This is a genomic window from Rubrivivax gelatinosus (assembly GCF_004340905.1).
GTDB lineage: Bacteria > Pseudomonadota > Gammaproteobacteria > Burkholderiales > Burkholderiaceae_C > Rubrivivax > Rubrivivax gelatinosus.
The window spans coordinates 250,605-272,742 of record NZ_SLXD01000006.1; the positions used below are offsets into that span (position 1 = coordinate 250,605).

Annotated in this window: 18 protein-coding genes; 13 read left to right on the top strand and 5 right to left on the bottom strand. The window is 70.7% G+C overall.

The window, feature by feature from the left end; genetic code table 11:
• Positions 1-240: 240 nt before the first annotated feature.
• The 3 genes from xdhA to xdhC are packed head-to-tail and all read left to right on the top strand — an operon-like array spanning position 241 to position 4,837.
• Entirely contained in the window at positions 241-1,722 is a 1,482-nt protein-coding gene (gene xdhA, locus EV684_RS11560) for a xanthine dehydrogenase small subunit (RefSeq protein ID WP_132647341.1), read from the top strand.
• Positions 1,719-4,055, top strand: coding sequence for a xanthine dehydrogenase molybdopterin binding subunit (gene xdhB / locus EV684_RS11565; RefSeq protein WP_132647343.1), 2,337 nt, complete (start codon positions 1,719-1,721; stop codon positions 4,053-4,055). The genes xdhA and xdhB overlap by 4 nt, the downstream gene beginning before the upstream one ends.
• Positions 4,052-4,837 (top strand): xanthine dehydrogenase accessory protein XdhC, encoded by a 786-nt coding sequence (gene xdhC, locus EV684_RS11570; protein ID WP_132647345.1) that lies wholly within the window; start codon positions 4,052-4,054, stop codon positions 4,835-4,837. The genes xdhB and xdhC overlap by 4 nt, the downstream gene beginning before the upstream one ends.
• 59 nt (positions 4,838-4,896) lie before the next feature.
• Here xdhC and EV684_RS11575 read toward each other — a convergent pair whose 3' ends face one another.
• Positions 4,897-5,610, bottom strand: a complete 714-nt coding sequence (locus EV684_RS11575; protein WP_132647347.1) for a Crp/Fnr family transcriptional regulator — start codon at positions 5,608-5,610, stop codon at positions 4,897-4,899.
• A gap of 395 nt (positions 5,611-6,005) precedes the next feature.
• On the opposite strand from EV684_RS11575, the gene EV684_RS11580 reads away from it, so the two are divergent.
• Entirely contained in the window at positions 6,006-7,895 is a 1,890-nt protein-coding gene (locus tag EV684_RS11580) for an LTA synthase family protein (RefSeq protein ID WP_165908470.1), read from the top strand.
• Here EV684_RS11580 and EV684_RS11585 read toward each other — a convergent pair.
• Positions 7,874-9,502 carry a 3-(methylthio)propionyl-CoA ligase gene (locus tag EV684_RS11585; protein ID WP_132647351.1) on the bottom strand — a complete coding sequence of 543 codons (1,629 nt, stop codon included), beginning with the start codon at positions 9,500-9,502 and terminating at the stop codon, positions 7,874-7,876. The genes EV684_RS11580 and EV684_RS11585 overlap by 22 nt on opposite strands.
• Positions 9,503-9,692: 190 nt before the next feature.
• Here EV684_RS11585 and EV684_RS11590 point away from each other — a divergent pair, with 190 nt between their 5' ends.
• Positions 9,693-11,195, top strand: coding sequence for a hypothetical protein (locus EV684_RS11590; protein WP_242478475.1), 1,503 nt, complete (start codon positions 9,693-9,695; stop codon positions 11,193-11,195).
• Positions 11,192-12,118, top strand: coding sequence for a hypothetical protein (locus EV684_RS24360; RefSeq protein WP_242478476.1), 927 nt, complete (start codon positions 11,192-11,194; stop codon positions 12,116-12,118). Before EV684_RS11590 ends, EV684_RS24360 begins: the two co-directional genes overlap by 4 nt.
• 37 nt (positions 12,119-12,155) lie before the next feature.
• Here EV684_RS24360 and EV684_RS11600 read toward each other — a convergent pair whose 3' ends face one another.
• A complete protein-coding gene (locus EV684_RS11600) occupies positions 12,156-13,040 on the bottom strand; it encodes a LysR family transcriptional regulator (protein WP_132647353.1) in 885 nt (294 codons plus the stop codon).
• A gap of 124 nt (positions 13,041-13,164) precedes the next feature.
• On the opposite strand from EV684_RS11600, the gene EV684_RS11605 reads away from it, so the two are divergent.
• Positions 13,165-13,671, top strand: a complete 507-nt coding sequence (locus EV684_RS11605; RefSeq protein ID WP_132647355.1) for a phenolic acid decarboxylase — start codon at positions 13,165-13,167, stop codon at positions 13,669-13,671.
• Between the two features lie 18 nt (positions 13,672-13,689).
• Here EV684_RS11605 and EV684_RS11610 read toward each other — a convergent pair whose 3' ends face one another.
• Positions 13,690-14,883 (bottom strand): urate hydroxylase PuuD, encoded by a 1,194-nt coding sequence (locus EV684_RS11610; RefSeq protein ID WP_132647357.1) that lies wholly within the window; start codon positions 14,881-14,883, stop codon positions 13,690-13,692.
• A 155-nt stretch (positions 14,884-15,038) separates the two neighbouring features.
• Positions 15,039-15,392: a hydroxyisourate hydrolase gene (gene uraH, locus EV684_RS11615; protein WP_132647359.1), complete on the bottom strand. Its 354-nt coding sequence runs from the start codon at positions 15,390-15,392 to the stop codon at positions 15,039-15,041.
• A gap of 61 nt (positions 15,393-15,453) precedes the next feature.
• Here uraH and EV684_RS11620 point away from each other — a divergent pair, with 61 nt between their 5' ends.
• The 6 genes from EV684_RS11620 to EV684_RS11645 all read left to right on the top strand — a co-directional run bounded on the left by EV684_RS11620 (position 15,454) and on the right by EV684_RS11645 (position 22,134).
• Positions 15,454-16,185, top strand: a complete 732-nt coding sequence (locus tag EV684_RS11620) for a GntR family transcriptional regulator (protein WP_132647361.1) — start codon at positions 15,454-15,456, stop codon at positions 16,183-16,185.
• Positions 16,182-17,147, top strand: a complete 966-nt coding sequence (gene puuE / locus EV684_RS11625; protein WP_132647363.1) for an allantoinase PuuE — start codon at positions 16,182-16,184, stop codon at positions 17,145-17,147. The genes EV684_RS11620 and puuE overlap by 4 nt, the downstream gene beginning before the upstream one ends.
• Positions 17,144-18,916, top strand: a complete 1,773-nt coding sequence (gene uraD, locus EV684_RS11630) for a 2-oxo-4-hydroxy-4-carboxy-5-ureidoimidazoline decarboxylase (RefSeq protein ID WP_132647365.1) — start codon at positions 17,144-17,146, stop codon at positions 18,914-18,916. Before puuE ends, uraD begins: the two co-directional genes overlap by 4 nt.
• Positions 18,913-20,169, top strand: a complete 1,257-nt coding sequence (locus EV684_RS11635) for a M20/M25/M40 family metallo-hydrolase (protein ID WP_132647367.1) — start codon at positions 18,913-18,915, stop codon at positions 20,167-20,169. The genes uraD and EV684_RS11635 overlap by 4 nt, the downstream gene beginning before the upstream one ends.
• 112 nt (positions 20,170-20,281) lie before the next feature.
• Entirely contained in the window at positions 20,282-21,325 is a 1,044-nt protein-coding gene (locus EV684_RS11640) for an ABC transporter substrate-binding protein (protein WP_132647369.1), read from the top strand.
• Positions 21,322-22,134, top strand: coding sequence for an ABC transporter ATP-binding protein (locus EV684_RS11645; protein ID WP_132647371.1), 813 nt, complete (start codon positions 21,322-21,324; stop codon positions 22,132-22,134). Before EV684_RS11640 ends, EV684_RS11645 begins: the two co-directional genes overlap by 4 nt.
• The last annotated feature ends 4 nt before the right edge of the window (positions 22,135-22,138 follow it).

Sequence of the window (22,138 nt, forward strand, 5' to 3'; positions counted from 1 at the left end):
GCGCTCCGTTCCATGCCGGTGCACCGGGGCAGGCCCGCGGATTGCATGCAAAACGGCGCGCAGGCAGGCACGCGCATGCCGAGGGCAGCGCGCAGGTCGACCTCGGGGGCGCTGCGTTCGGGCTTCACGGTGGTGGTGATGTCGCGCCGGCCCTGTTCCGGGCCGCGTCGCGGGTGACGATATTTTGCCCGTGCCGAACGCCGCTGCCGCTTGCGCTGTACTGTCTTCCAACCGCATTCGATGCTGCCGATGAGCGAAACCCGTCCGATCCGCTTCTTTCACCGCCAGCGCATCGTCGAGATCGCCGACGTGCCGGCCACGCGCACCGTGCTCGAATGGCTGCGCGAGCAGCAGCGCCTGGTCGGCACCAAGGAAGGTTGTGCCGAGGGCGATTGCGGTGCCTGCACCGTGGTCGTCGGCGAGCTGGGCGAGGACGGCCGGCTGAAGCTGGAGACCGTCAACGCCTGCATCCGCTTCCTGCCGACGCTGGACGGGCGCGCGCTGTTCACCGTCGAGGACGTCGCGCCCGGCGGCGTGCTGCATCCGGTGCAGCAGGCGCTGGTGGCGCACCACGGGTCGCAGTGCGGCTTCTGCACGCCGGGTTTCGTGATGTCCTTGTGGGCGGCCAACGAACGCCACCAGGCCGCCGGCACGCGGCCGACGCGCCAGGCGCTGGCCGACGAACTGTCGGGCAACCTCTGCCGCTGCACCGGCTACCGGCCCATCCTCGACGCCGGGCTGGCGATGTTCGACGCACCGCCGCTGCGGCTGGACACGGCGCCGGTCATCGCCGCGCTGAAGCAGATGCGCGAGGCGCCGCCGCTGCACACCGCCTCGGGCTTTCACGCGCCGCGCAGCGTCGGCGAGCTTGCCGCGCTGCGCGAAGCGCGGCCCGAGGCGCGCCTGCTGGGCGGCGGCACCGACATCGGCCTGTGGGTGACCAAGCAGCTGCGTGTGCTGCCCGAGCTGATCTGGACCGGCGACGTCGCCGAGCTGCGCCGTGTGGAGCGCCGCGACGACGCGCTCGTCATCGGCGCCGCGGCCTCGCTTGAGGACGCCTGGGCCGCGCTCGCCGCCGAGCACCCGCAGCTGGCCGAGATGTGGCGCCGCTTCGCGTCGCCGCCGGTGCGCCACGCCGGCACGATGGGCGGCAACGTCGCCAACGGCTCGCCGATCGGCGACTCGGCGCCGGTGCTGCTGGCGCTGGACACACGCCTCGTGCTGCGCCGCGGCGAACGTGTGCGCGAGCTGGCGCTCGCCGACTTCTACGTCGACTACCTGAAGAACCGGCTGGAACCGGGCGAGTTCGTGCAGGCCATCGTCGTGCCGCACACCGCGCCGGGCACCGTCGTGCGCGGCTGGAAGATCTCCAAGCGCCACGACTCGGACATCTCGGCCGTCTGCGCCGCGTTCGCCTTGCGCCTGGACGGCGACCGCGTGCAGCAGGTGCGCCTGGCCTACGGCGGCATGGCGGCGACGGTCAAACGCGCTGCCGCTGCCGAAGCCGCACTGCAAGGCCGGCGCTGGGACGAAGCCGCGCTGCGTGCCGCGCAGGCGGCGCTGGACGCCGACTACACGCCGCTGACCGACCTGCGCGCCAGCGCGGCCTACCGCATGCAGGTCGCGAAGAACCTGCTCGAAAGGCTCTGGCTGGAGACCCGGCCCGACGCGCCGCTGCCCGCTGCGGCGCTGGACGTCTGGCAGCGGGAGGTGGAAGTTTGAACGCGCCGGCGCATCCGCTGCCCGCGGCCGGCGTCGTCGGCCGCTCGCGCCCGCACGAGTCGGCCGCGGCCCACGTCGCCGGCAGCGCGCCTTACACCGACGACCTGCCCGAACTCGCCGGCACGCTGCACGCCGCGCTCGGGCTGTCGCCGGTGGCGCACGGCGTGCTGCGCAGCGTCGACCTGGAGCGTGTGCGCGCCGTGCCGGGTGTCGTCGACGCCTTCTGCGCCGACGCCATCCCCGGCGAGAACCAGTGCGGCTCGCTGGTCAAGGATGAGCCCATCCTCGCCGGCGGCCCGGGCGCCGTGCTGCGCCACCTGGGCCAGCCGGTCTACGCCGTCGTCGCGACGACACGCGAAGCGGCGCGGCGCGCCGCGGCGCTGGCCAAAGAGGTGATCGCCTTCGATGCACTGCCGCCGGTGCTCGACGCGATGCAGGCCCACGCCGCCGGCCAGTACGTCGTGCCGCCAGTGCGGCTGGCGCGTGGCGACGCCGCCGCCGCGCTGGCCGCGGCGCCGCACCGTGTCGAACTCGACTTCGGCGTCGGCGGCCAGGAGCACTTCTACCTCGAAGGCCAGATCGCCTACGCCCAGCCGCAGGAGCAGGGCGGCATGAAGGTGCTGTGCTCGACGCAGCACCCGAGCGAGATGCAGCACCTGGTCGCGCACGCGCTGCACCGCCCGTCGCACGCGGTGCAGGTCGAGTGCCGGCGCATGGGTGGCGGCTTCGGCGGCAAGGAGTCGCAGTCGGCGCTGCCGGCCTGCGTCGCCGCGGTGGCGGCCGTGCGCAGCGGCCGGCCGGTCAAGCTGCGCCTGGACCGCGACGACGACTTCCTCGTCACCGGCCGGCGCCACGGCTTTCGCTACCAGCTCGCGCTGGGTCACGATGTCGACGGCCGCGTGCTCGGCGCCGAGGTCACGATGGTCAGCAACGCCGGCCATTCCGCAGACCTGTCGGGCCCGGTGATGACGCGCGCGCTGTGCCACTTCGACAACTGCTACTGGCTGCCGGATGTCGCGATGCAGGGTTACGCCGCGCGCACCAACACCCAGAGCAACACCGCCTTCCGCGGCTTCGGCGGGCCGCAGGGCGCATTCGCGATCGAGTACGCGCTGGACAGCGTCGCGCGCCGCCTGGGCCGCGACGCGCTGGCCGTGCGCCACGCCAACTTCTACGGCGTCGGCGAACGCGACCTGACGCCCTACGGCCAGCGTGTCGAGGACAACATCGTCGTGCCGCTGGTCGACGAGCTGGCCGCCAGCAGCGACTACGCCGCGCGCCGCGAGGCCGTCGCCGCCTTCAACGCCACCAGCCCGGTGCTGAAGAAGGGGCTGGCGCTGACGCCGCTGAAGTTCGGCATCTCGTTCAATGTCGTGCACCTGAACCAGGCCGGTGCGCTGGTGAACGTCTACCTCGACGGCTCGGTGCTGGTGAACCACGGCGGCACCGAGATGGGCCAGGGGCTGAACACCAAGGTCGCCCAGGTCGTCGCCCACGAGCTGGGCCTGCCCTTCGAGGCCGTGCGCGTGACCGCCACCGACACGCACAAGGTGGCCAACACCTCGGCCACCGCGGCCTCGACCGGCAGCGACCTCAACGGCAAGGCGGCGCAGGACGCCGCGCGCCGCATCCGCGAGCGTCTGGTGGCCTTCGCCGCGCGGCGCTGGGGCGTCGCCGCCGAGGACGTGCTGTTCGCCGACGGCCGCGTGCAGGCCGGGGCTGAAGCGATGTCCTTCGCCGAACTCTGCAACGCCGCCTACCTGGAGCGTGTGCAGCTCTGGAGCGAAGGTTTCTACGCCACGCCCGGCCTGTCCTGGGACCGCCAGACGATGAGCGGCAAACCCTTCTACTACTTCGCCTGGGGTGCCGCCTGCAGCGAGGTGCTGGTCGACACGCTGACCGGCGAGTGGCGGCTGCTGCGCGCCGACGTGCTGCACGACGTCGGCGCCTCGCTGAACCCGGCGCTGGACATCGGCCAGGTCGAAGGCGCCTTCGTGCAGGGCATGGGCTGGATGACGATGGAAGAGCTGGTCTGGCACCCGAAGACCGGGCTGCTGGCCACGCACGCGCCCAGCACCTACAAGATCCCGACCGCCAACGACCTGCCGCCCGAGTTCCACGTGCGCCTGTTCGGCCGGCCGAACCCGCAGGACAGTATCCACCGCAGCAAGGCCGTCGGCGAACCGCCGCTGCTGCTGCCGTTCTCGGTGTTCTTCGCGATCCGCGACGCGGTCTCGGCCGCCGGCGGCCACCGTGTCGACCCGCCGCTGTCGGCCCCGGCGACCAGCGAAGCCATCCTGGCCGCCGTGCAGGCGGTGCGGGGCGCCGCGTGAGGCTGGCGGCCACGGCCGCACGCTGGCGCCGCGAGCGCCGGCCGGCGGTCGTCGTCGAGCTGCGTGCGGTGCGCGGCTCGGTGCCGCGCGAGGCCGGCACGCGCATGCTGGTGGCGGCCGACACGGTCGAAGGCACGATCGGCGGCGGCCACCTGGAGCTGAAGGCGATCGAACGCGCCCGCGCGCTGCTGCGCGGCGAAGCCGTCGAGCCGCTCTGGGCGGTGCCGCTGGGCCCGGCGCTGGGCCAGTGCTGCGGCGGCCACGCGACGCTGGCCTTTGTGCCGCTGTCGGACTGCCCGCCCGAGGCCTGGCCGCTGCCGGCGCCGCGTTTCGTGCTGCAGCTGCACGGCGCCGGCCACGTCGGCCGCGCGATCGTGCGGGTGCTCGACGGGATCCCCTGCCGCGTGCAGTGGGTTGACGAACGCGAAGACGCCTTCGCCGGCGCCGAGCTGCCGCCTCAGGTCGAGGCCGTGCCCGCCGCCGCGGCCGCCGACGAGCTGGCGCGCGCGCCGGCCGGCGCCTGCGTGCTGGTGATGACGCACCGCCACGACCTGGACCTGGAGATCGTGCACGCCGCGCTGGTGCGGCCGGACCTGGGTTTTGTCGGCCTGATCGGCTCGCGCAGCAAGCGAGAACGTTTCCTCGCCCGGCTGGCGGCGCGCGGTCACGGCGCCGAGGCGCTGGCGCGGCTGGTGTGCCCGGTCGGGCTGCCGGGCATCGCCGGCAAGGAGCCGGCGGTCATCGCGGTGGCCGTGGTGGCGCAGCTGCTCGCGCGTGGCTGAGGCCCAAAAAGACGGGGGCCGAAGCCCCCGCGAACCTTCGACGTTTCCTTGAGGAGGAATCAGCCGCCGGTGGCGATCTGGCGCAGCGCCGGTGCGTCGAGCACCTGGACGTTGTAGCCGGCCACCGAAATCACGCCCTGACGGGTGAGGCTGCGCATCAGGCGCGACAGCGTCTCCGGGGTGATCGCGAGTTGGGACGCGATGTCGCGCTTGCGTTCGGTCAGGCGCACCACGCCGCGCAGGCCGGCGGCGTCGGTCAGCTCGATGCGCTGCACCAGCCACGCGGCGAAACGTGCCGGCGCGTCCTTGTGCATCAGCTCGTGCGTGTTCATCTGCAGCGTCTGCACTTCACGCGCGAGGCTGGCGACGAGGTGGCGGCCGAGCGCGGGGTAACGCTCGATCAGCGCCTGCACCGCGTCACGCGGCAGCTCGACGATGACCGCTTCGGTCGTCGCGCGGGCGTCCAGCGCGTGGTTCTCGTGCAGCCACGCGGAGCTCTGGTCCAGCCAGGCCGGGCCGCGCACCGGACGTTCGATGTGGAAGACGCCGTCGGCGCCGCGATAGCCCAGCGCGACGTCGCCGCTCTGGACCAGCACCAGCGCATTGGCGCTGTCGCGACGGTCGAACACGGCCGCGCCGGCCGGAACCGTGCGCATGCGCGCGACCGAAGACAGCGCGAGCTGCTCGGCGGTGGAAAGCGCCGGCGTGCCGAAAAGACCTTGCCAGGTGCGCGCGTCCGGACCACGGGTCTCGGGCCGGTCGTCGTCGCGCACCGGCGCGGCGCTCGGGCGAGCCGTCGTCGTCGGACGCAATGGCGGGCGCGCTGATCGTTCAGCCAGGGCGCCGTCGGGCATCTGGAAACTGTGTTGCATATTGTCACCCCTACCCGGCCTACAGGCGGGTGGAGGCACTTTCCAGTAGCCCCACGGGGTGCCGATTGCGCCAGATCAAGCGGGAGGCGCGGTAGGCGGCCCGCAAAAACGGCATCTGCGCCAGGACAAGTGGCTTGTCGCCACCTGCCTCGGTTACGAAGCGATTCCATCGTCTCGAGGGCGGAACGCGCGTGATGCGTGCGCGCGAGCCCCCCGCCGCCAGTCTTTGCACAACTATGCACGTCGGCATGCGCTCTGCGCCCGCGCGGCGGCAGCGCGGGCCTACAGTGCGTCCCATGTCCGACTTCCCGCGTGGCGCCGAGACGCCGCGCCCCACCGCCGAGCCTGCGTGCGCACGACGCGCGCGATGGCTGGCCGCGCTGCGCTGGCTGTCCGGGCCGGCGGCGGCTGCGGCCTGCGCGTACTGCGCGGTGCACTGGGCGGACCTGTTCGCGATGCACTGGCCGCGCCGGCACCTGTGGCTGTTCAGCGCACGAGACACGCTGGCCTGGGAGGTCGACCTGCTCAACGCCCTGTTCGGCCTGACCCTGTACGCGCTGGCCCGGCTGGTGTTCACGCCGCTGGCATCGGCGCTGCTGGGCATCACGCTGCTGGGCACGGTGGCGATGGTCTCCGAGCGCAAGATGCTCGAACTGGACATGCCGCTGCTGCCCTGGGACCTGTGGTTCGTCGGCGACCTGGCCGACTTCGCGGCCTTCCTCGGCTGGTCGCTTGCGGCGGTGGCGGTGTTGGCGGCGTCGGCTGCCGCGGTCGTCCTCGTGCTCGGGTGGCGTTTCCGGCAGGCGATCTTCCGTCGCCGCCGGGGGATCGCGCGGTCGGCCGCCGCCGCCGCCGGCCTGGTCGGCGTCTGCGCCTGGGGGGTGGTGCTGCCGTCGACGCCCCGGGGCCTGTCCGGCCAGGTCCACAACATCACCTGGGACCAGGGCGCGAACTTCGCCAACTTCGGGCCGTACTACGCGTTCGCGGTCAACCTGCCGTTCATCGGCATCCCCGAGCCTGCCGCCGCAGACCTGGCCGCCGCGAAGGCGCTGGACGCCGCCGCCGTACCGCCGGCCCAGGCGGCCGGCGAGCGACCCGACATCGTGCTGGTGCTGTCGGAATCCTTCACCCGGCTGCCGGAGCAGCTCTTCGGCCGGCCGTTCGGCTGCCTCGCCACGGCGCCCGAGTCACGCCTGGTGTCGCCGGCCTGGGGGGGATTCACGGCCAACGTCGAGTTCGAACTGCTGACGGGCTACCCCTACGCGATGCTGCCGCCGGGCTCGGTGCCGTTCCAGATGTACCTGTCGCGCCCGGTCGCGTCGGCCCTGCCGCGGTTGCTGCGTGATCACGGCTGGCGTACCGAAGCCGTGCACACCTTCCACCGCGACTTCTTCTCCCGCCCGCAGGCCTACGCCGCGCTCGGCATCGACGACTACGCCGGCCTCGAAGACATGCCGGGCGCGCCCCGGCGCGGCCAGTATGTCGACGACCGCGTGCTCTTCGACCAGATCCTGAAGCGCCTGGACGCCCCCGGCGACGGCCCCCGCCTCGTGCACGCCGTCTCGATGATGGCGCACCTGCCCTACGACTGGGACGGCCGCTTCCCGGTGGAGCCGGGCCTGGCCGAACGCCTGCCGGCCGGGCTGGAAGGCGACCGCCTGGCGCTGACCCAGTACGCGTCGATGATCTACGACCACGAGCGAGCGTTCTGCGGCTTCCTGGAGCGGCTGAAGTCCCGGCCGCGGCGCAGCGTCGTGCTCTTCTACGGCGACCATTACCCGTCGTTCGGTTCGCTGGCGGTCTACGAGCGCCTGAACCGGGCGCTGCACGGCACCGATGCACCGCTGAACCTGGAGCGTGACTTCTCCAAGCCGCCGCTGGCCCTGTTCGACAGCCGCGCCGGCTTCGTGACGCTTCCGGCCGAGGTGGCGGCCTACAACGTCGGGGCCCTGGTGCTGCAGCAGGCCGGGCTGGCGGCGCCGGGGCACTGGGCGATGCCACACAAGCGCGATCAGGTCACGCTGGTGCGGCGGCTCTACGTGGCGGCCAACCAGTCGAGCGGCACCCTGGGCGATGCGACCTTCGACTCCGGCAGCCCCGAGCTGCGCACGCTGCGTGCACATGCCTGGAGCCATCTGTTCGGGCCGGCCGTTGCCGAAGGCGATCAGGCCGCCGGCAGCCGGTAGTCCTTCAGCATCTCGCGCAGCTTGTTCTTCTGCATCTTGCCGGTGGCGCCCAGCGGGATGGCGTCGACGAAGACGACGTCGTCGGGCGTCCACCACTTGGCGATCTTGCCTTCGTAGAAACCGAGCAGTTCCTCGCGCGTCAGCTCGGCGCCGGGCTTGCGCACGACGACCAGCAGCGGGCGCTCGTCCCACTTCGGATGCGGCACCGCAATGCAGGCGGCGATGGCCACCGCCGGGTGCGCCATCGCGATGTTCTCCAGGTCGATCGAGCCGATCCACTCGCCACCGGACTTGATGACGTCCTTGCTGCGGTCGGTGATCAGCATGTAGCCCTCGGCGTCGATGCGTGCGACGTCGCCGGTGGGGAACCAGCCCTCGCGCAGCGGGTTGCCGCCCTCGCCCTTGAAGTAGCGCGACAGCACCCAGGGGCCGCGCACCAGCAGGTCGCCCGAGGCCGGGCCGCCCCAGGGCAGTTCGCGGCCCGCGGGGTCGACGATCTTCATGTCGACGCCGTAGACCGCGCGGCCCTGCTTGGCCATCACCGCGAAACGTTCCGCCTCCGGCAGCGCCAGGTGCTGCGGCTTGAACGCGGCCACCGTGCCGACCGGGCTCATCTCGGTCATGCCCCAGGCGTGCAGCACGTGCACGTCGTAGTCCTCGGCGAACTTGCGCAGCATCGCCGGCGGGCAGGCCGAGCCGCCGACCACGGTGCGGCGCATCGAGCTGAACTTCAGCCCGTTGGCGTCGACGTAGGCCAGCAGCGCCTGCCAGACCGTCGGCACGCCGGCCGAGACCGTCACCTGCTCGGCTTCGAACAGCTCGTACAGCGACTTGCCGTCCAGCCCCGGGCCGGGGAAGACCAGCTTGGCGCCGGTCATGCAGGCCGCGTACGGCAGGCCCCAGGCGTTGACGTGGAACATCGGCACCACCGGCAGGATGCTGTCGGTGGCCGAGCAGTTCAGCGCGTCGGGCAGCGCGATCGCGAAGGTGTGCAGCACCGTCGAGCGGTGGCTGTAGAGCACGCCCTTGGGGTTGCCGGTGGTGCCCGAGGTGTAGCAGAGCGAGCTGGCGGTGTTCTCGTCGAACTCGGGCCAGTCGTAGCGGTCGGAATGGGCGTCGACCAGGTCCTCGTAGCACAGCAGGTTGGGGATCTTCGGGTCGGCCGGCATGTGTGCGCGGTCGGTCATCGCGACGAAGTGGCGGATCGTCTTCGTGCGTCCGGCCACCGCCTGCACCAGCGGCAGGAAGCTGAGGTCGAAACACAGCACCTGGTCTTCGGCGTGGTCGGCGATGTAGACGATCTGGTCGGGGTGCAGGCGCGGGTTGACCGTGTGCAGCACCGAGCCGGAGCCGGAGACCGCGTAGTACAGCTCCATGTGGCGGTAGCCGTTCCAGGCCAGCGTGCCGACGCGTTCGGACGGTTTGACGCCCAGCGCCGCCAGCGCATTGGCCAGGCGGCGGGCGCGTGCGGCCATCTCGCGGTAGGTGGTGCGGTGGATGTCGCCCTCGACGCGGCGCGAGACGACCTCGCGGTCGCCGTGGTGGCGTTCGGCGTGCACCAGCAGCGAAGAGATCAGCAGCGGCTGCTGCATCATCAAGCCGTTCATTCCTGTCTCCTGGTCTTGTCCTGGCCCGGTGTCCGACGCGGCACGGGCGGCGCGACCCATTCTGTCCAAGGGCCCGGCCCTGCTGCATGCGGGGTGGCCCGCAGCGGTCGCTAAGGTGACTGGCGCCCGGAAGGGCGGCCCACCCGCCGGGGCGATGCGGCGGCGGGCGGCGGCGCGTATCAACGCGCCGATGCCGACGCCCGCCCCCAACCCGCTGGAAAACGCGCTCGCCTGGTTCACCAGCGCGCCGGCACGCTGGCGCAGCGACGCCGAGGCGGTGGCCGAGTGGGTCTGGGTCGTGCTGCAGGGCGACTTCGCCGAGAACCCGACGACGGCGCAGACGATCACCGGCGGGCTGATCTCGATGATCCCGCTGGTCGACCAGTTGAGCGATCTGCGCGACCTGGTGGCGAATGTGCGGGCGTTGCGGGAGGATGACCGCGATCCCTGGCGGTGGGTGGCGCTGGTATTGACGCTGCTGGGGCTGTTCCCGACCCTGGGCAGCCTGGTGAAGACCGGGTTGAAGGTCGTGGTCGCCGAAGCGCGGCGGGAGGTCTATCGAGCCGCCAAGTGGGCCTACAAGGGCCGGAACTGGCTTGACGGCCAGAAGCTATGGAACGAGACGGCCGAGTCCGTCGATCGCGGTATCGGGCGGCTGGATGCCTTGCTGGCCAGCGCACAGATGCGCAAAGCCCTGACCGGGCTACGGATCGATGAGCCCTATCGTTATCTGTCGACCGAGATCCGTGCTTTAGCAGCTTCGCTCGATGCCAAGAGCCTACGTGCCGCCTATGACCGCGGGCTCGAGGCGCTGGAATGGGTGCTTGGGAAGGTGCAACGGTGGGGCACGGCGGCGAGTGCCAGCGCTGCCGGCGAACTCCTGGCCTCGCTGCGCCGAGTCCGAGATCGCATGAACGACGGTCTTGCACAGGTCTTGGAGCCCCTGCGATATTGGCTCGCTTGCCTGGCGAGGCGGCTGGAGGTGCACGGGGACATGCAGTACCGGGCCATGGTCAATGCCCGGAATGGGCATAAGCTGATGCCGACAAGATTGCGGCGCGACATAGAGGTTGAATCGATTCGTTCCCGCAGGCCGCCGTGGGTTTATGAGTCTAGGCGCGCGCGCCATCCGTCACTAGCGCAGGCGCCGTCGGTGCCCGCTGGACACTTCGGGATTGGTGATGATGAGGCTTCGGTGGTGAAAGGGGCATTTCAGAGTTTCTCGGGAAAGGTCGTCGCGGACCGTCTCCCGCCCGGTACGCGTTTGGTGCGGGTCGTTGACCCGAGATCGCGTGATGACAGCCCATTTTGGATGTCTGAGAGAGATTTTTTGGCGCTGAAGAGTAAGGGTGAGTGGCGGGAGAAGTGCGCCGTTTGGGCGCACTGGAATGGCAATGGCGAGTACACAGTGTACGTTGTGCCGCCGGGCGGTGGTCTCCCTGTTTGGCGAGGCGCTGCCGCGTCACAGCGACTGGAGATTTCTGGGAAGCCGGTCCTCAATGAATCTGGAGAGATGTTCTGGTTATCCGGCGGTGCACAACAGTTCGTAGTGAATCCGGCGGATCTCGATCCAGCATTCTTGGAGCGCAGAAAAAGGACCGGGTGGAGTTATGCAAACGAGAGCGTGGATGATCTATTGATGCCGGTGGGTGTGCCGGTTCTAAAGAATCAATGGGGAAATGAACAGATATGACAGTCTCTTTTGATCCGTCTGAGCCTTTTCTGCTGCAGCGCTATGTTTCCTTGAGCTATTTTGGTTTGATGCGCGATCATTTTGCGGATTGTGTTGGTGCTGCGGAAAATGCGCTCGATCAGGCTCTTATGAGTCTTCCGCGGGACTACCGGAGTCGCCCGATTAATGCGCAGCCGGACATTACGTGGGGTGCTGTTGTCATTCCAAATATGGCAAGCGTTTTGGCGGGATTGAATGAGGCGTATATCCGTGTCTCGCACGGTCGCTTGGGTTTTCTTGCTTCTGCAGGTGGGCTATCGACCGTTTTTGTTTCCATAATGCGAGACTACGACACTCGCTGGATGCCGGGTTTTTATCTGGAACAGTTCGAGCAAGGGCGGCGAGACTCTTGGCGCATAGCCAGCAACATCGATCGCTCTTGCCAGTGCATTTGGGCGCCCGGTGATCTCAGCTGGGACTACAACGAGGAAGCGCGCGGCCCCCTCGACGCTCCGCCGTCCTGGCCGGTCTATCGCCTCAATCCCCAAGTTCGCGTCAAGACCGACGACAAGATCCAGGTCAGCGGTGTTTATCTCCCCGCTGAAGCCGGCTGCGCCCAGTTCCTGATTGCGGGTCAGCAAGCGCTCGGCGCCTTGCCTCCCGACGACCCAGACGACCTGCGGACCACGGACGAACGCGCCATCCCCACCACCTGGACCCTCGTCGAAAAGATCGCCGACTCCGGCGGCGGCATCCCCGGCGCTTCCGACCCCTGGCTCGCCGGCATCCGCGAGCGCTGCATCGCCGGTGAACCCTGCCCGCGCACAGGCTGGTGGACTACACCCGCAGCACCGGCGCGGCGCCGCTTCGTGGCCGGAACGGTGATGCCCGAACTCGGCGGCGACTGGGGCACGACGGTCTGGCAGCTCGACCAGCCCGATTGAGGCGCGAGCGGGGCGGGCCCGCCGCGGCGCGCGCGGTTCAGCGCTCGCTGCAGACGCCGCGGATCAGCGCGGCCAGCGTCGCGACCACCGGGTCCAGGCTCAGCGACTCGTCGCCGTAGACCAGGTACAGCGGCGTCTTGCGCAGCCGCTGCGTCGCCAGCGGCAGCCGGCGCAGCCGGCCGTCGTCGAGCAGCGGCTGGATGCGGTGCAGCGGCAGCCAGCCGTAGCCGACACCGCGCGCCACGGCCTCGATCGCCGCGTCGATGGTCGTGAACGACCACAGCGACGCCGGGTGCGCCTTGATCAGCCGCTGCAGCTGCCGGTCGGCGATGACGACCAGCGGGTGCGCGTCCAGCTGCGCCGCGCTCAGCGGCGGTTCGACGGCGTGCAGCGCGTGCCCCGGCTCGGCGACGGCGATGAAGTCCACCGACAGCAGAAAGTCGCTGGCCGCCGGGTCGTCCGGGCGCTGGGTGATCAGGTACAGGTCGGCTTCGTGCGCCGCCAGCAGCGGCTCGCTCTCGGTGCGCAGCACCTCGGTGACGTGCAGCTTCACCGCCGGATGGCGCTGCTGGAAGCCGCGCAGCGCGGCGAACAGCAGCTCCTTCGGGAACACGCTGTCGACGATCAGCGTCAGCGCCGTTCGCTCGCCGGCCTGCAGGCCGCGCGCGCGCATCTCGATCTCGCCGAAGTTCTTCAGCAGCGGCCGCACCTGCGCCAGCAGCGACTCGCCGGCGACGGTGAGCGCCGCCCGCCGGCCGCGCAGTTCGAGCAGCGTCACGCCCAGGCGCTGCTGCAAGGCGGCGACGGCGTAGCTGACCGAGGACTGGCTGCGGTGCAGCTGCTCGGCGGCCTTGGCGTAGCTGCCGGTCTCGACGATGGCCTGCAGCACCGCCCATTGTTCGAGGGTCGTCGCGGGCAGCATGGTGCGAGCTTAATCGATCTGAAAATCGAATCAGTCAGATCGAGATATCGCGCTCATCCATCGAATCTGCCGCCATAAGCTGGATCCACAGGCCGGAGCCCCGGCCATCCACCTGGAGCAACTCATGGCCCGTTTCGACCCGCACGACCTGTCCCGCTTCGTCGGCAAGCACATCGTCTACACCTATGACAACGGCTGGAACTACGAGGTCTACGTCAAGAACGCGAAGACGATCGACTACCGCATCCACTCCGGCATCGTCGGTGGCCGCTGGGTGAAGGACCAGCGCGTGTTCATCGCCCGCGTCGGCGAGAACGTCTGGAAGATCTCCTGGACCGAGCCCACCGGCACCGACGTCAGCCTGATCGCCAACCTCGACGACATGATCTACCACGGCACCATCTTCTTCCCGCGCTGGGTGATCCAGGACCCGAAGAAGACGGTCTGCTTCCAGAACGATCACATCCCGCAGATGGTGGCCTACCGCGAAGCCGGCCCGGCCTACCCGACCGAGGTCATCGACGAGTTCGCGACCATCACCTTCGTGCGCGACTGCGGCCCCGACGACGAGACGGTGATCGACCGCGCCGCCAGCGAGCTGCCGGCCGGCTACCCCGCCAACCTGCGCTGAGCGCCGCCGCGGCGCCCCTCAGTGGGCGCCGCCTTCGTACCAGCGCGCCAGCTGCGCACGTTCCTCGTCGCTGAGGCCGGTCGCGTTGTTCAGCGGCATCGCCTTCAGCACCACCGCCTGCTGGTAGATCGCTTGCGCGTGCTGGCGGATCAGCTCCGGTGTGTGCAGCGCGACGTTCTTCTGCTGCAGCTGCGCGTTGTGGCAGATCACGCAGCGCTGCTCGACGACGGCCTGCACCTGCGCCAGCGTCACCGGCGCGGCGCTGGCCGCCTGCGGCGCACGCGGCGCCGGCGCCAGCCAGACGATCAAGGCGACGATCGACACGACGCCGGCCGCGGCGTAGCCCCAGGGCGGCTGCACGCCGTTGAGCCTGGCCTTGTGCCGGGCAACGAAGAACTGGCGGATCGCCGCGCCGGCGGCCATCAAGACGATCAGCACCAGCCAGTTGTGCTCGCCCTGCGTCAACCAGCCGTAGTGGTTGGACAGCATCGCGATCAGCACCGGCAGCGTGAAGTAGGTGTTGTGCACGCTGCGCTGCTTGGCGCGCTGGCCGTGCACGGGGTCCACCGGCTGGCCGGCCTTCATCTGCGCGATCACGGTGCGCTGCCCCGGGATGATCCAGAAGAAGACGTTGGCGCTCATCGCCGTGGCCATCATCGCGCCGACCAGCAGGAAGGCCGCGCGCCCGGCGAACAGCTGGCAGGCCAGCCAGGCGGCGAAGACGACGACGACGGCGATCGCCGCGCCGACCAGCCGGTCGCCGCCGACGCGCCGCCCCAGCGTGCGGCAGATGAGGTCGTAGACGATCCAGAACACCGCCAGGAAGGCCAGCGCCGCGGCCACCGCGGCGCCGGGCGCCCAGTCCAGCCGCGTGCGGTCGACGAGGAAGCTGCCGGCCTGGAACAGGTAGAGCACGGTGAACAGCCCGAAGCCGGTCAGCCAGGTGCTGTAGCTCTCCCAGTAGAACCAGTGCAGGTGCTCGGGCAGCGCCTTGGGCGCGACGAGGTACTTCTGCGGGTTGTAGAAGCCGCCGCCGTGCACCGCCCAGAGTTCGCCGTCGACACCCTTGCGCTTGAGCTCGGGGTCGCTCGGCGGCAGCAGGCTGCTGTCGAGGAAGACGAAGTAGAACGACGAGCCGATCCAGGCGATCGCCGTGATGACGTGGGCCCAGCGCAGCAGCAGGTTGGCCCAGTCGAGAAGATAGGTTTCCATGGCAGGAATCGTCGCGAAGCGAGGGGGCTCACCACGGCGGGCGCTCTGAGCCGGATCGTGTCGCGCCGAGGGCAGCCCGCAAGACCGGGCCGCCCGCCCACGGCGACTGCGGAAGACAGGTTAACGCGTCGGGTCTTGCAAGCCCCGTGCCCTGTTCACGAGCCGCGGTAGGTCGAGTGGCTCCACGGGCTGACGAGCAGCGGCACGTGGTAGTGGCCGGCGGCGTCGGCGATGCCGAAGTCGACGGTCACGGTGTCCAGGAACGGCGGCTCGGGCAGTTCGACGCCACGCGCCCGGAAGTAGGGCGCCACCTCGAACAGCAGGCGGTAGCGCCCGGCGGCCATCTCGTGCGCCGCCAGAAGCGGGCCGTCGGCGCGGCCGTCGGCATTGAGCGTCACGCGCTTCAGGGTCGTCGCCGCGTCGCCATGCAGGCGCTGCAGCGTCACCACCATGCCGGCCGCGGGACAACCGTGCGCGGTGTCGAGCACGTGGGTGCTGAGGTGTGCCATGCGAGGTCCGATCGTGTTGTCGACCAAAGTGTATACACTATTGTTCACAGTCGCCAACACCATGCCGCGCCGCCCCGCCGACCCCCTGCCGCTCGCGCCCGACGAGGCGCCCAAGCGTGCGCCCGGCGCCGGCGCGACGACGCAGCAGATCGTCGACACGATCACCACCGCCATCGTCGAACGCCGGCTGATGCCCGGCACCAAGCTCGCCGAGCAGGCGGTGGCCGATCTCTTCGGCGTCTCGCGCACGCTGGTGCGCGAGGCGCTCAACCGCCTGAGCCGCGACCGCCTGGTGACGCTGGAGCCCGCGCGTGGCGCCTTCGTCGCCCGCCCCAGCGTCGACGAAGCGCGCCAGGTCTTCGACGCCCGCCGCCTGCTGGAGACCGGCATGGTGCGCGAGCTCTGCGCGCGGGCCGAACCGGCCCACCTCGTGCGCCTGCGCGCCCACCTCGCCGCCGAGGCCGACGCCGTGCGCCGGCACGACGTCGCCGGCCGCACGCGGCTGCTGGCGCAGTTCCACGTCGTGCTCGCCGAGTGCCTGGGCAACACCGTGCTGGCCGAGCTGCTGGCCGACCTGCTGAGCCGCTGCTCGCTGATCGCGCTGATGTACCAGTCGGCCGACGCCGCCGGCCACTCGCAGGACGAGCACGTGCTGATCGTCGACGCCATCGAGCGCCGCGACGCCGACGCCGCCACGCGCCTGATGGCCGAGCACCTGGGCAACGTCGTCGGCAACCTGCAACGCCACCCGAGAGTCGGCGACCTCGCCGACCTGCTGAGACCCGCCGCATGAGCACACCTTACGCACGCGACCTGCGCGGCCACGGCCGCAACCCCCCGCACGCCCGCTGGCCGGGCGGCGCGCGCATCGCCGTCTCCTTCGTCCTGAACTACGAGGAAGGCGGCGAGAACAACCCGCTGCACGGCGACCCCGCGAGCGAGACCTTTCTGTCCGAGCTGATCAACGCCCAGCCCTTCCCGAACCGGCACATGACGATCGAGTCGATGTACGAGTACGGGTCGCGTGCCGGCGTCTGGCGCATCCTGCGCGAGTTCGAGCGCCGCGGGCTGCCGCTGACGATCTTCGGCGTCGCCGACGCGCTGGAGCGCTACCCCGAGATGGCCGAAGTCTTCATGGACCGCGGCGACGAGATCGCCAGCCACGGCCTGCGCTGGATCCACTACCAGGCGGTCGACGATGCGGTCGAGCGCGAGCACCTCGCGCTGGCGGTGCAGAAGATCCGCCGCCTGAGCAACGGCCAGTGGCCGCTGGGCTGGTACACCGGCCGCGACAGCCCGAACACGCGCCGCCTCGTCGCCGACCACGGCGGCTTCGCCTACGACAGCGACTACTACGGCGACGACCTGCCGTTCTGGCTGAACGTGCGCAAGAGCGACGGCAGCCTGGCGCCGCAGCTCGTCGTGCCGTACTCGCTGGACACCAACGACATGCGCTGCGTGCAGGTGCAGGGCTTCAACACCGCCGAGCACTTCACCACCTACCTGCGCGACAGCTTCGACGCGCTGTATGCCGAAGGCGACCCGGCCGGCCTGGACCGGCCGAAGATGATGAGCGTCGGCATGCACTGTCGTGTGCTCGGCCGGCCGGCGCGCATCGCGGCGCTGCAGCGTTTCCTGGACCACATCGGCCGCCACGACGGCGTCTGGGTCTGCCGCCGCATCGACATCGCACGCCACTGGGCCGAACACCATCCGTTCGACGCGTCCACCGCCCACGTCTGGGACGGACGATGACGACGCTGGCCGCGCTGAATGCCGCGTCGCGTGACGAGTTCGTCGCGCTGCTGGACGGTGTCTACGAACACTCGCCGTGGATCGCCGCCGCGGCGTTCGAGCAGCGCCCGTTCGCCACGCTCGCCGCGCTGAAACACGCGCTGGTTCAGGCCGTTCGCGCCGGCGGCCGCGACGCGCAGCTGGCGCTGCTGCGCGCCCACCCGGAACTCGCCGGCAAGGCCATGGTCGCCGGCACGCTGACGGCCGAGAGCAGCGGCGAGCAGCAGCGCGCCGGCCTCACCGCCTGCACGCCGGAAGAGTTCGCGACCATCCAGCGCCTGAACGCGGCCTACAACGCACGCTTCGGCTGGCCGTTCATCGTCGCGGTGCGCGGGCCGCGCGGCAGCGGGCTCACGCGCACCGAGATCATCGCCACGCTGCAGCGCCGGCTGGCTTCGCACCCCGAGGTCGAGTTCGCCGAGTGCCTGCGCCAGGTGCACCGCATCGCCGAGATCCGCCTGGCCGAGAAGTTCGACACCCAGCCGCATCAGGGCCGCGCCGTCTGGGACCGCGCCGAGGCGCTGGCCGCCTTCAGCGAGCCGCCGTACGCCGAACGCGGCGAGCTGACCGTCACCTACCTCAGCGCCGCGCACCGCGACTGCGCGCGCCTGCTCGCGCGCTGGATGCAGGACTGCGGCTTCGACAGCGTGCGCGAAGACGCGGTCGGCAACGTCGTCGGCGTCTACGAGGGCGCCACGCCCGGCGCGCCGCGGCTGCTCACCGGCAGCCACTACGACACCGTGCGCAACGCCGGCCGCCACGACGGGCGGCTGGGCATCCTCGTCGCGCTCGAAGCCGTCGCCGCGCTGAAGGCCGAAGGCCGGCGGCTGCCGTTCGCGATCGAGCTCGTCGCCTTCGCCGAAGAAGAGGGCCAGCGCTACGCCGCCACCTTCCTCGGCTCCAGCGCGCTGACCGGCGACTTCGACCCCGCCTGGCTGGACCAGGCCGACGCCGCCGGCATCACGATGCACGACGCGATGCGTGCCGCCGGCCTGCCGGCGACGATGGAGGCCATCGCCGCCGAACGCCGCGACCCGGCGTGCTACCTCGGCTACGTCGAGGTCCACATCGAACAAGGCCCGGTGCTGGCCGAACTCGACCTGCCGCTGGGCGTCGTCACCTCGATCAACGGAAGCCGGCGCTGGACGGGCCAGATCACCGGCCTCGCCAGCCACGCCGGCACGACGCCGATGGACCGCCGCCGCGACGCCGCCGCCGCCGCCGCCGAGTTCGTGCTCGCCGCCGAACGCCGCGCCGCCGCCGTGCCCGACGCGGTCGCCACCGTCGGCATCGTCGAGGTGCCCGGCGGCTCGATCAACGTCGTGCCCGGGCGCTGCCGCATCAGCCTGGACGTGCGGGCGACGAGCGACGCCGCGCGCGATGCGGTGGCCGACGCTGTGCTCGCCGACCTGGCCGAGATCGCGCGCCGCCGTGGCGTCGACTTCACGCTGACGCCGACGATGCAGGCCCCCGCCGCGCCCAGCGCGCCGGCCTGGTTGGCGCGCTGGGAATCCGCCGTCGCCGCGCTCGGCCTGCCGGTGCACCGCCTGCCCAGCGGCGCCGGCCACGACGCGATGACGCTGCACCGGCTGATGCCGCAGGCCATGCTCTTCGTGCGCGGCGGCGAACTCGGCATCAGCCACAACCCGCTCGAAACCGTGACCGACGACGACGCCGAACTCGCCGTCGCTGCCTTCGCCACCTTGCTCGACCAACTCGCCCGCGAATGACCCCCACCGCCTACGACGCGCTCGACGCCTGGATCGCCGCCCACTTCGACGACGAAGTGGCCTTCCTGCAGCAGCTGGTGCGGGTGCCCACCGACACGCCGCCGGGCGACAACGCGCCGCACGCCGAACGCACCGCCGAGCTGCTGGCCGGCTTCGGCTACGAAGCCGAGCGCCACCCGGTGCCGGCCGAGCAGGTGCACGCCTACGGCCTGCAGTCGATCACCAACCTGATCGTGCGCCGGCGTTTCGCCGCCGGCGGCCCGACGATCGCGCTGAACGCCCACGGCGACGTCGTGCCGCCTGGCGAAGGCTGGACGCAGGACCCGTACGGTGGCGCCGTCGTCGACGGCCAGCTCTACGGCCGCGCCTCGGCGGTCAGCAAGAGCGACTTCGCGACCTACACCTTCGCGCTGCGCGCGCTGGAGTCGCTGGGCGGGCCGCTGGCCGGCGCGGTGGAACTGCACTTCACCTACGACGAGGAGTTCGGCGGCGAACTCGGCCCCGGCTGGCTGCTGCAGCACGAGCTGACGAAACCCGACCTGCTGATCGCCGCGGGCTTCAGCCACCAGGTCGTCACCGCGCACAACGGCTGCCTGCAGCTGGAAGTGACGCTGCACGGCCTGGCCTCGCACGCCGCCTATCCGCAGACCGGCGTCGACGCGCTGCAGGCGGCGACCCAGCTGCTGGCCGCGCTCTACGCCCACAACGATGTGCTGCGCGGCCGCCGTTCGCAGGTCGCCGGCATCACGCACCCGTACCTCAACGTCGGCCGCATCGAAGGCGGCAGCAACACCAACGTCGTGCCCGGCAAGGTGGTGTTGAAACTGGACCGCCGCATGATCCCCGAGGAAGACGCGGCCGCCGTCGAAGCCGAGGTGCGTGCGCTGATCGAAGCCGCCGTCGCCAGCTCGCCCGGCGTGCGGGTCGAGATCCGCCGCATCCTGCTGGCGCATTCGCTCAAGCCCCAGGCCGGCAACGGCGCGCTGGTCGCGGCGCTGCAGCGCCATGCCGAAACGGTGTTCGGCCACCCGGTCGAGGTCTCGGGCACGCCGCTGTACACCGACGTGCGCCTGTACGGCGCGCGCGGCGTGCCGGCCGTCATCTACGGCGCCGGCCCGCGCACCGTGCTCGAGAGCAACGCCAAACGCGCCGACGAGCACCTCGACCTGGCGGACCTGCGCGGTGCGACGCGTGTCGTCGCACGCACCTTGTTCGACCTGCTGTCCGCCCCGGTGCACCGCGGCGACGCATAGCGGCGGCGCGGGCACGCGGCGGGGTCGCCGCGGGTGAGCACGGAACTTGCGTTTTGCATACAGAAGTCCGCCTACGGAAGTTCCCGTCCACGTCCTCCAGGAGCCCGCCCGAATGACCTCGTTCCCGCTCAAGCGCCGCACCCTTCTCGCCGCCGGCGCGCTGCTCGCCGCGCCCGCGCTGGCGCTCGCCCAGGCCGCCACGCCGATCAAGTTCCAGCTCGACTGGCGCTTCGAAGGCCCGGCCGCGCTGTTCCTGGCCTCGCAGGCCAAGGGCTACTACAAGGCCGCCGGCCTGGACGTCACGATCGACGCCGGCAACGGCTCGGGCGGCACCGTCACGCGCGTGGCTTCGGGCACCTACGACATGGGCTTCGCCGACATGGCGGCGCTGATGGAGTTCCACGCCAACAACCCCGACGCGGCGAACAAGCCGGTCGCGGTGATGATGGTCTACAACAACACGCCGGCCGCGGTGCTGGCGCTGAAGAAGAGCGGCATCGGCAAGCCCGCCGACCTCGCCGGCAAGAAGATCGGCGCCCCGGTCTTCGACGCCGGCCGCCGCGGCTGGCCGATCTTCGCCAAGGCCAACGGCGTTTCCAACGTCACCTGGGTCAGCATGGACCCGCCGCTGCGCGAAACGATGCTCGCGCGCGGCGACGTCGACGCGATCACCGGCTTCTCGTTCACCTCGCTGCTCAACCTCGAGGCGCGTGGCATCAAGGCGCAGGACATCGTCGTGCTGCCCTACGCCCAGTACGGCGTGAAGCTCTACGGCAACGTCATCATCGCCAGCCCCAAGCTGCTGAAGGAGAACCCGATGGCGGTGCGCTCCTTCCTCGCCGCCTTCGCCAAGGGCGCCAAGGAGGTGATGGCCAACCCCGACGCCGCCATCCAGTACGTCAAGGCGCGTGACGGCATCATCAACGTCGCGCTCGAGCAGCGCCGGCTGAAGATGGCGATCGACGCCGTCGTCGCCAGCCCCGACGCGCGCATCGAAGGTTTCGGTCAGGCGGTGCCGGGGCGCCTGGCGCTGATGGCCTCGCAGGTCTCCGACGCCTTCGCGACCAAGACACGCGTCAACCCGACCTCGGTCTGGACCGACGCCTACCTGCCGCACAAGGCCGAGCTCAACATCCTCCCGCCGGTCAAGAAGTGAGCGCCTTCGTCGACTTCCGCGAGGTCTGGCTCGCGTACAACGACGAGCTGCTGGCCCAGGGCCAGTTCGCCGTCGAGGACATCACGCTGCAGGTCGGGGAGGGCGAGTTCATCGCCATCGTCGGGCCGTCGGGCTGCGGCAAGTCGACGTTCATGAAGCTGGCGACGGGCCTGAGGCGGCCCAGCCGCGGCACGATCATCATCGGCGGGCGCGAGGTCGACGGCCCGCTGAAGATCACCGGCATGGCCTTCCAGGCGCCCAGCCTGCTGCCCTGGCGCACCACGCTCGCCAACGTGCTGCTGCCGCTGGAGATCGTCGAGCCTTACCGCAGCAGCTTTCGCAGCAAGCGCGCCGAGTACGTCGAGAAGGCGCGTGCGCTGCTGGCCAGCGTGGGCCTGGCCGGCTACGAGGACAAGTACCCGTGGCAGCTCTCCGGCGGCATGCAGCAGCGCGCCAGCATCTGCCGCGCGCTGATCCACGAGCCGAAGATGCTGCTGCTCGACGAGCCTTTCGGCGCGCTCGACGCCTTCACGCGCGAGGAGCTGTGGTGCACGCTGCGCGACCTGCAGGCGGCGCAGAAGTTCAACGTCATCCTCGTCACGCACGACCTGCGCGAGAGCGTGTTCCTCGCCGACACCGTCTACGTGATGAGCAAGAGCCCGGGGCGTTTCGTCGTGCGCCGCGAGATCGACCTGCCGCGCCCGCGCGACCTGGAGATCACCTACACGAGCGCGTTCACCGAGATCGTGCACGAGCTGCGCGGCCACATCGGCGCGATGCGCAAGAGCGGCGTCGCCGTCCCGCAGTGAAGCC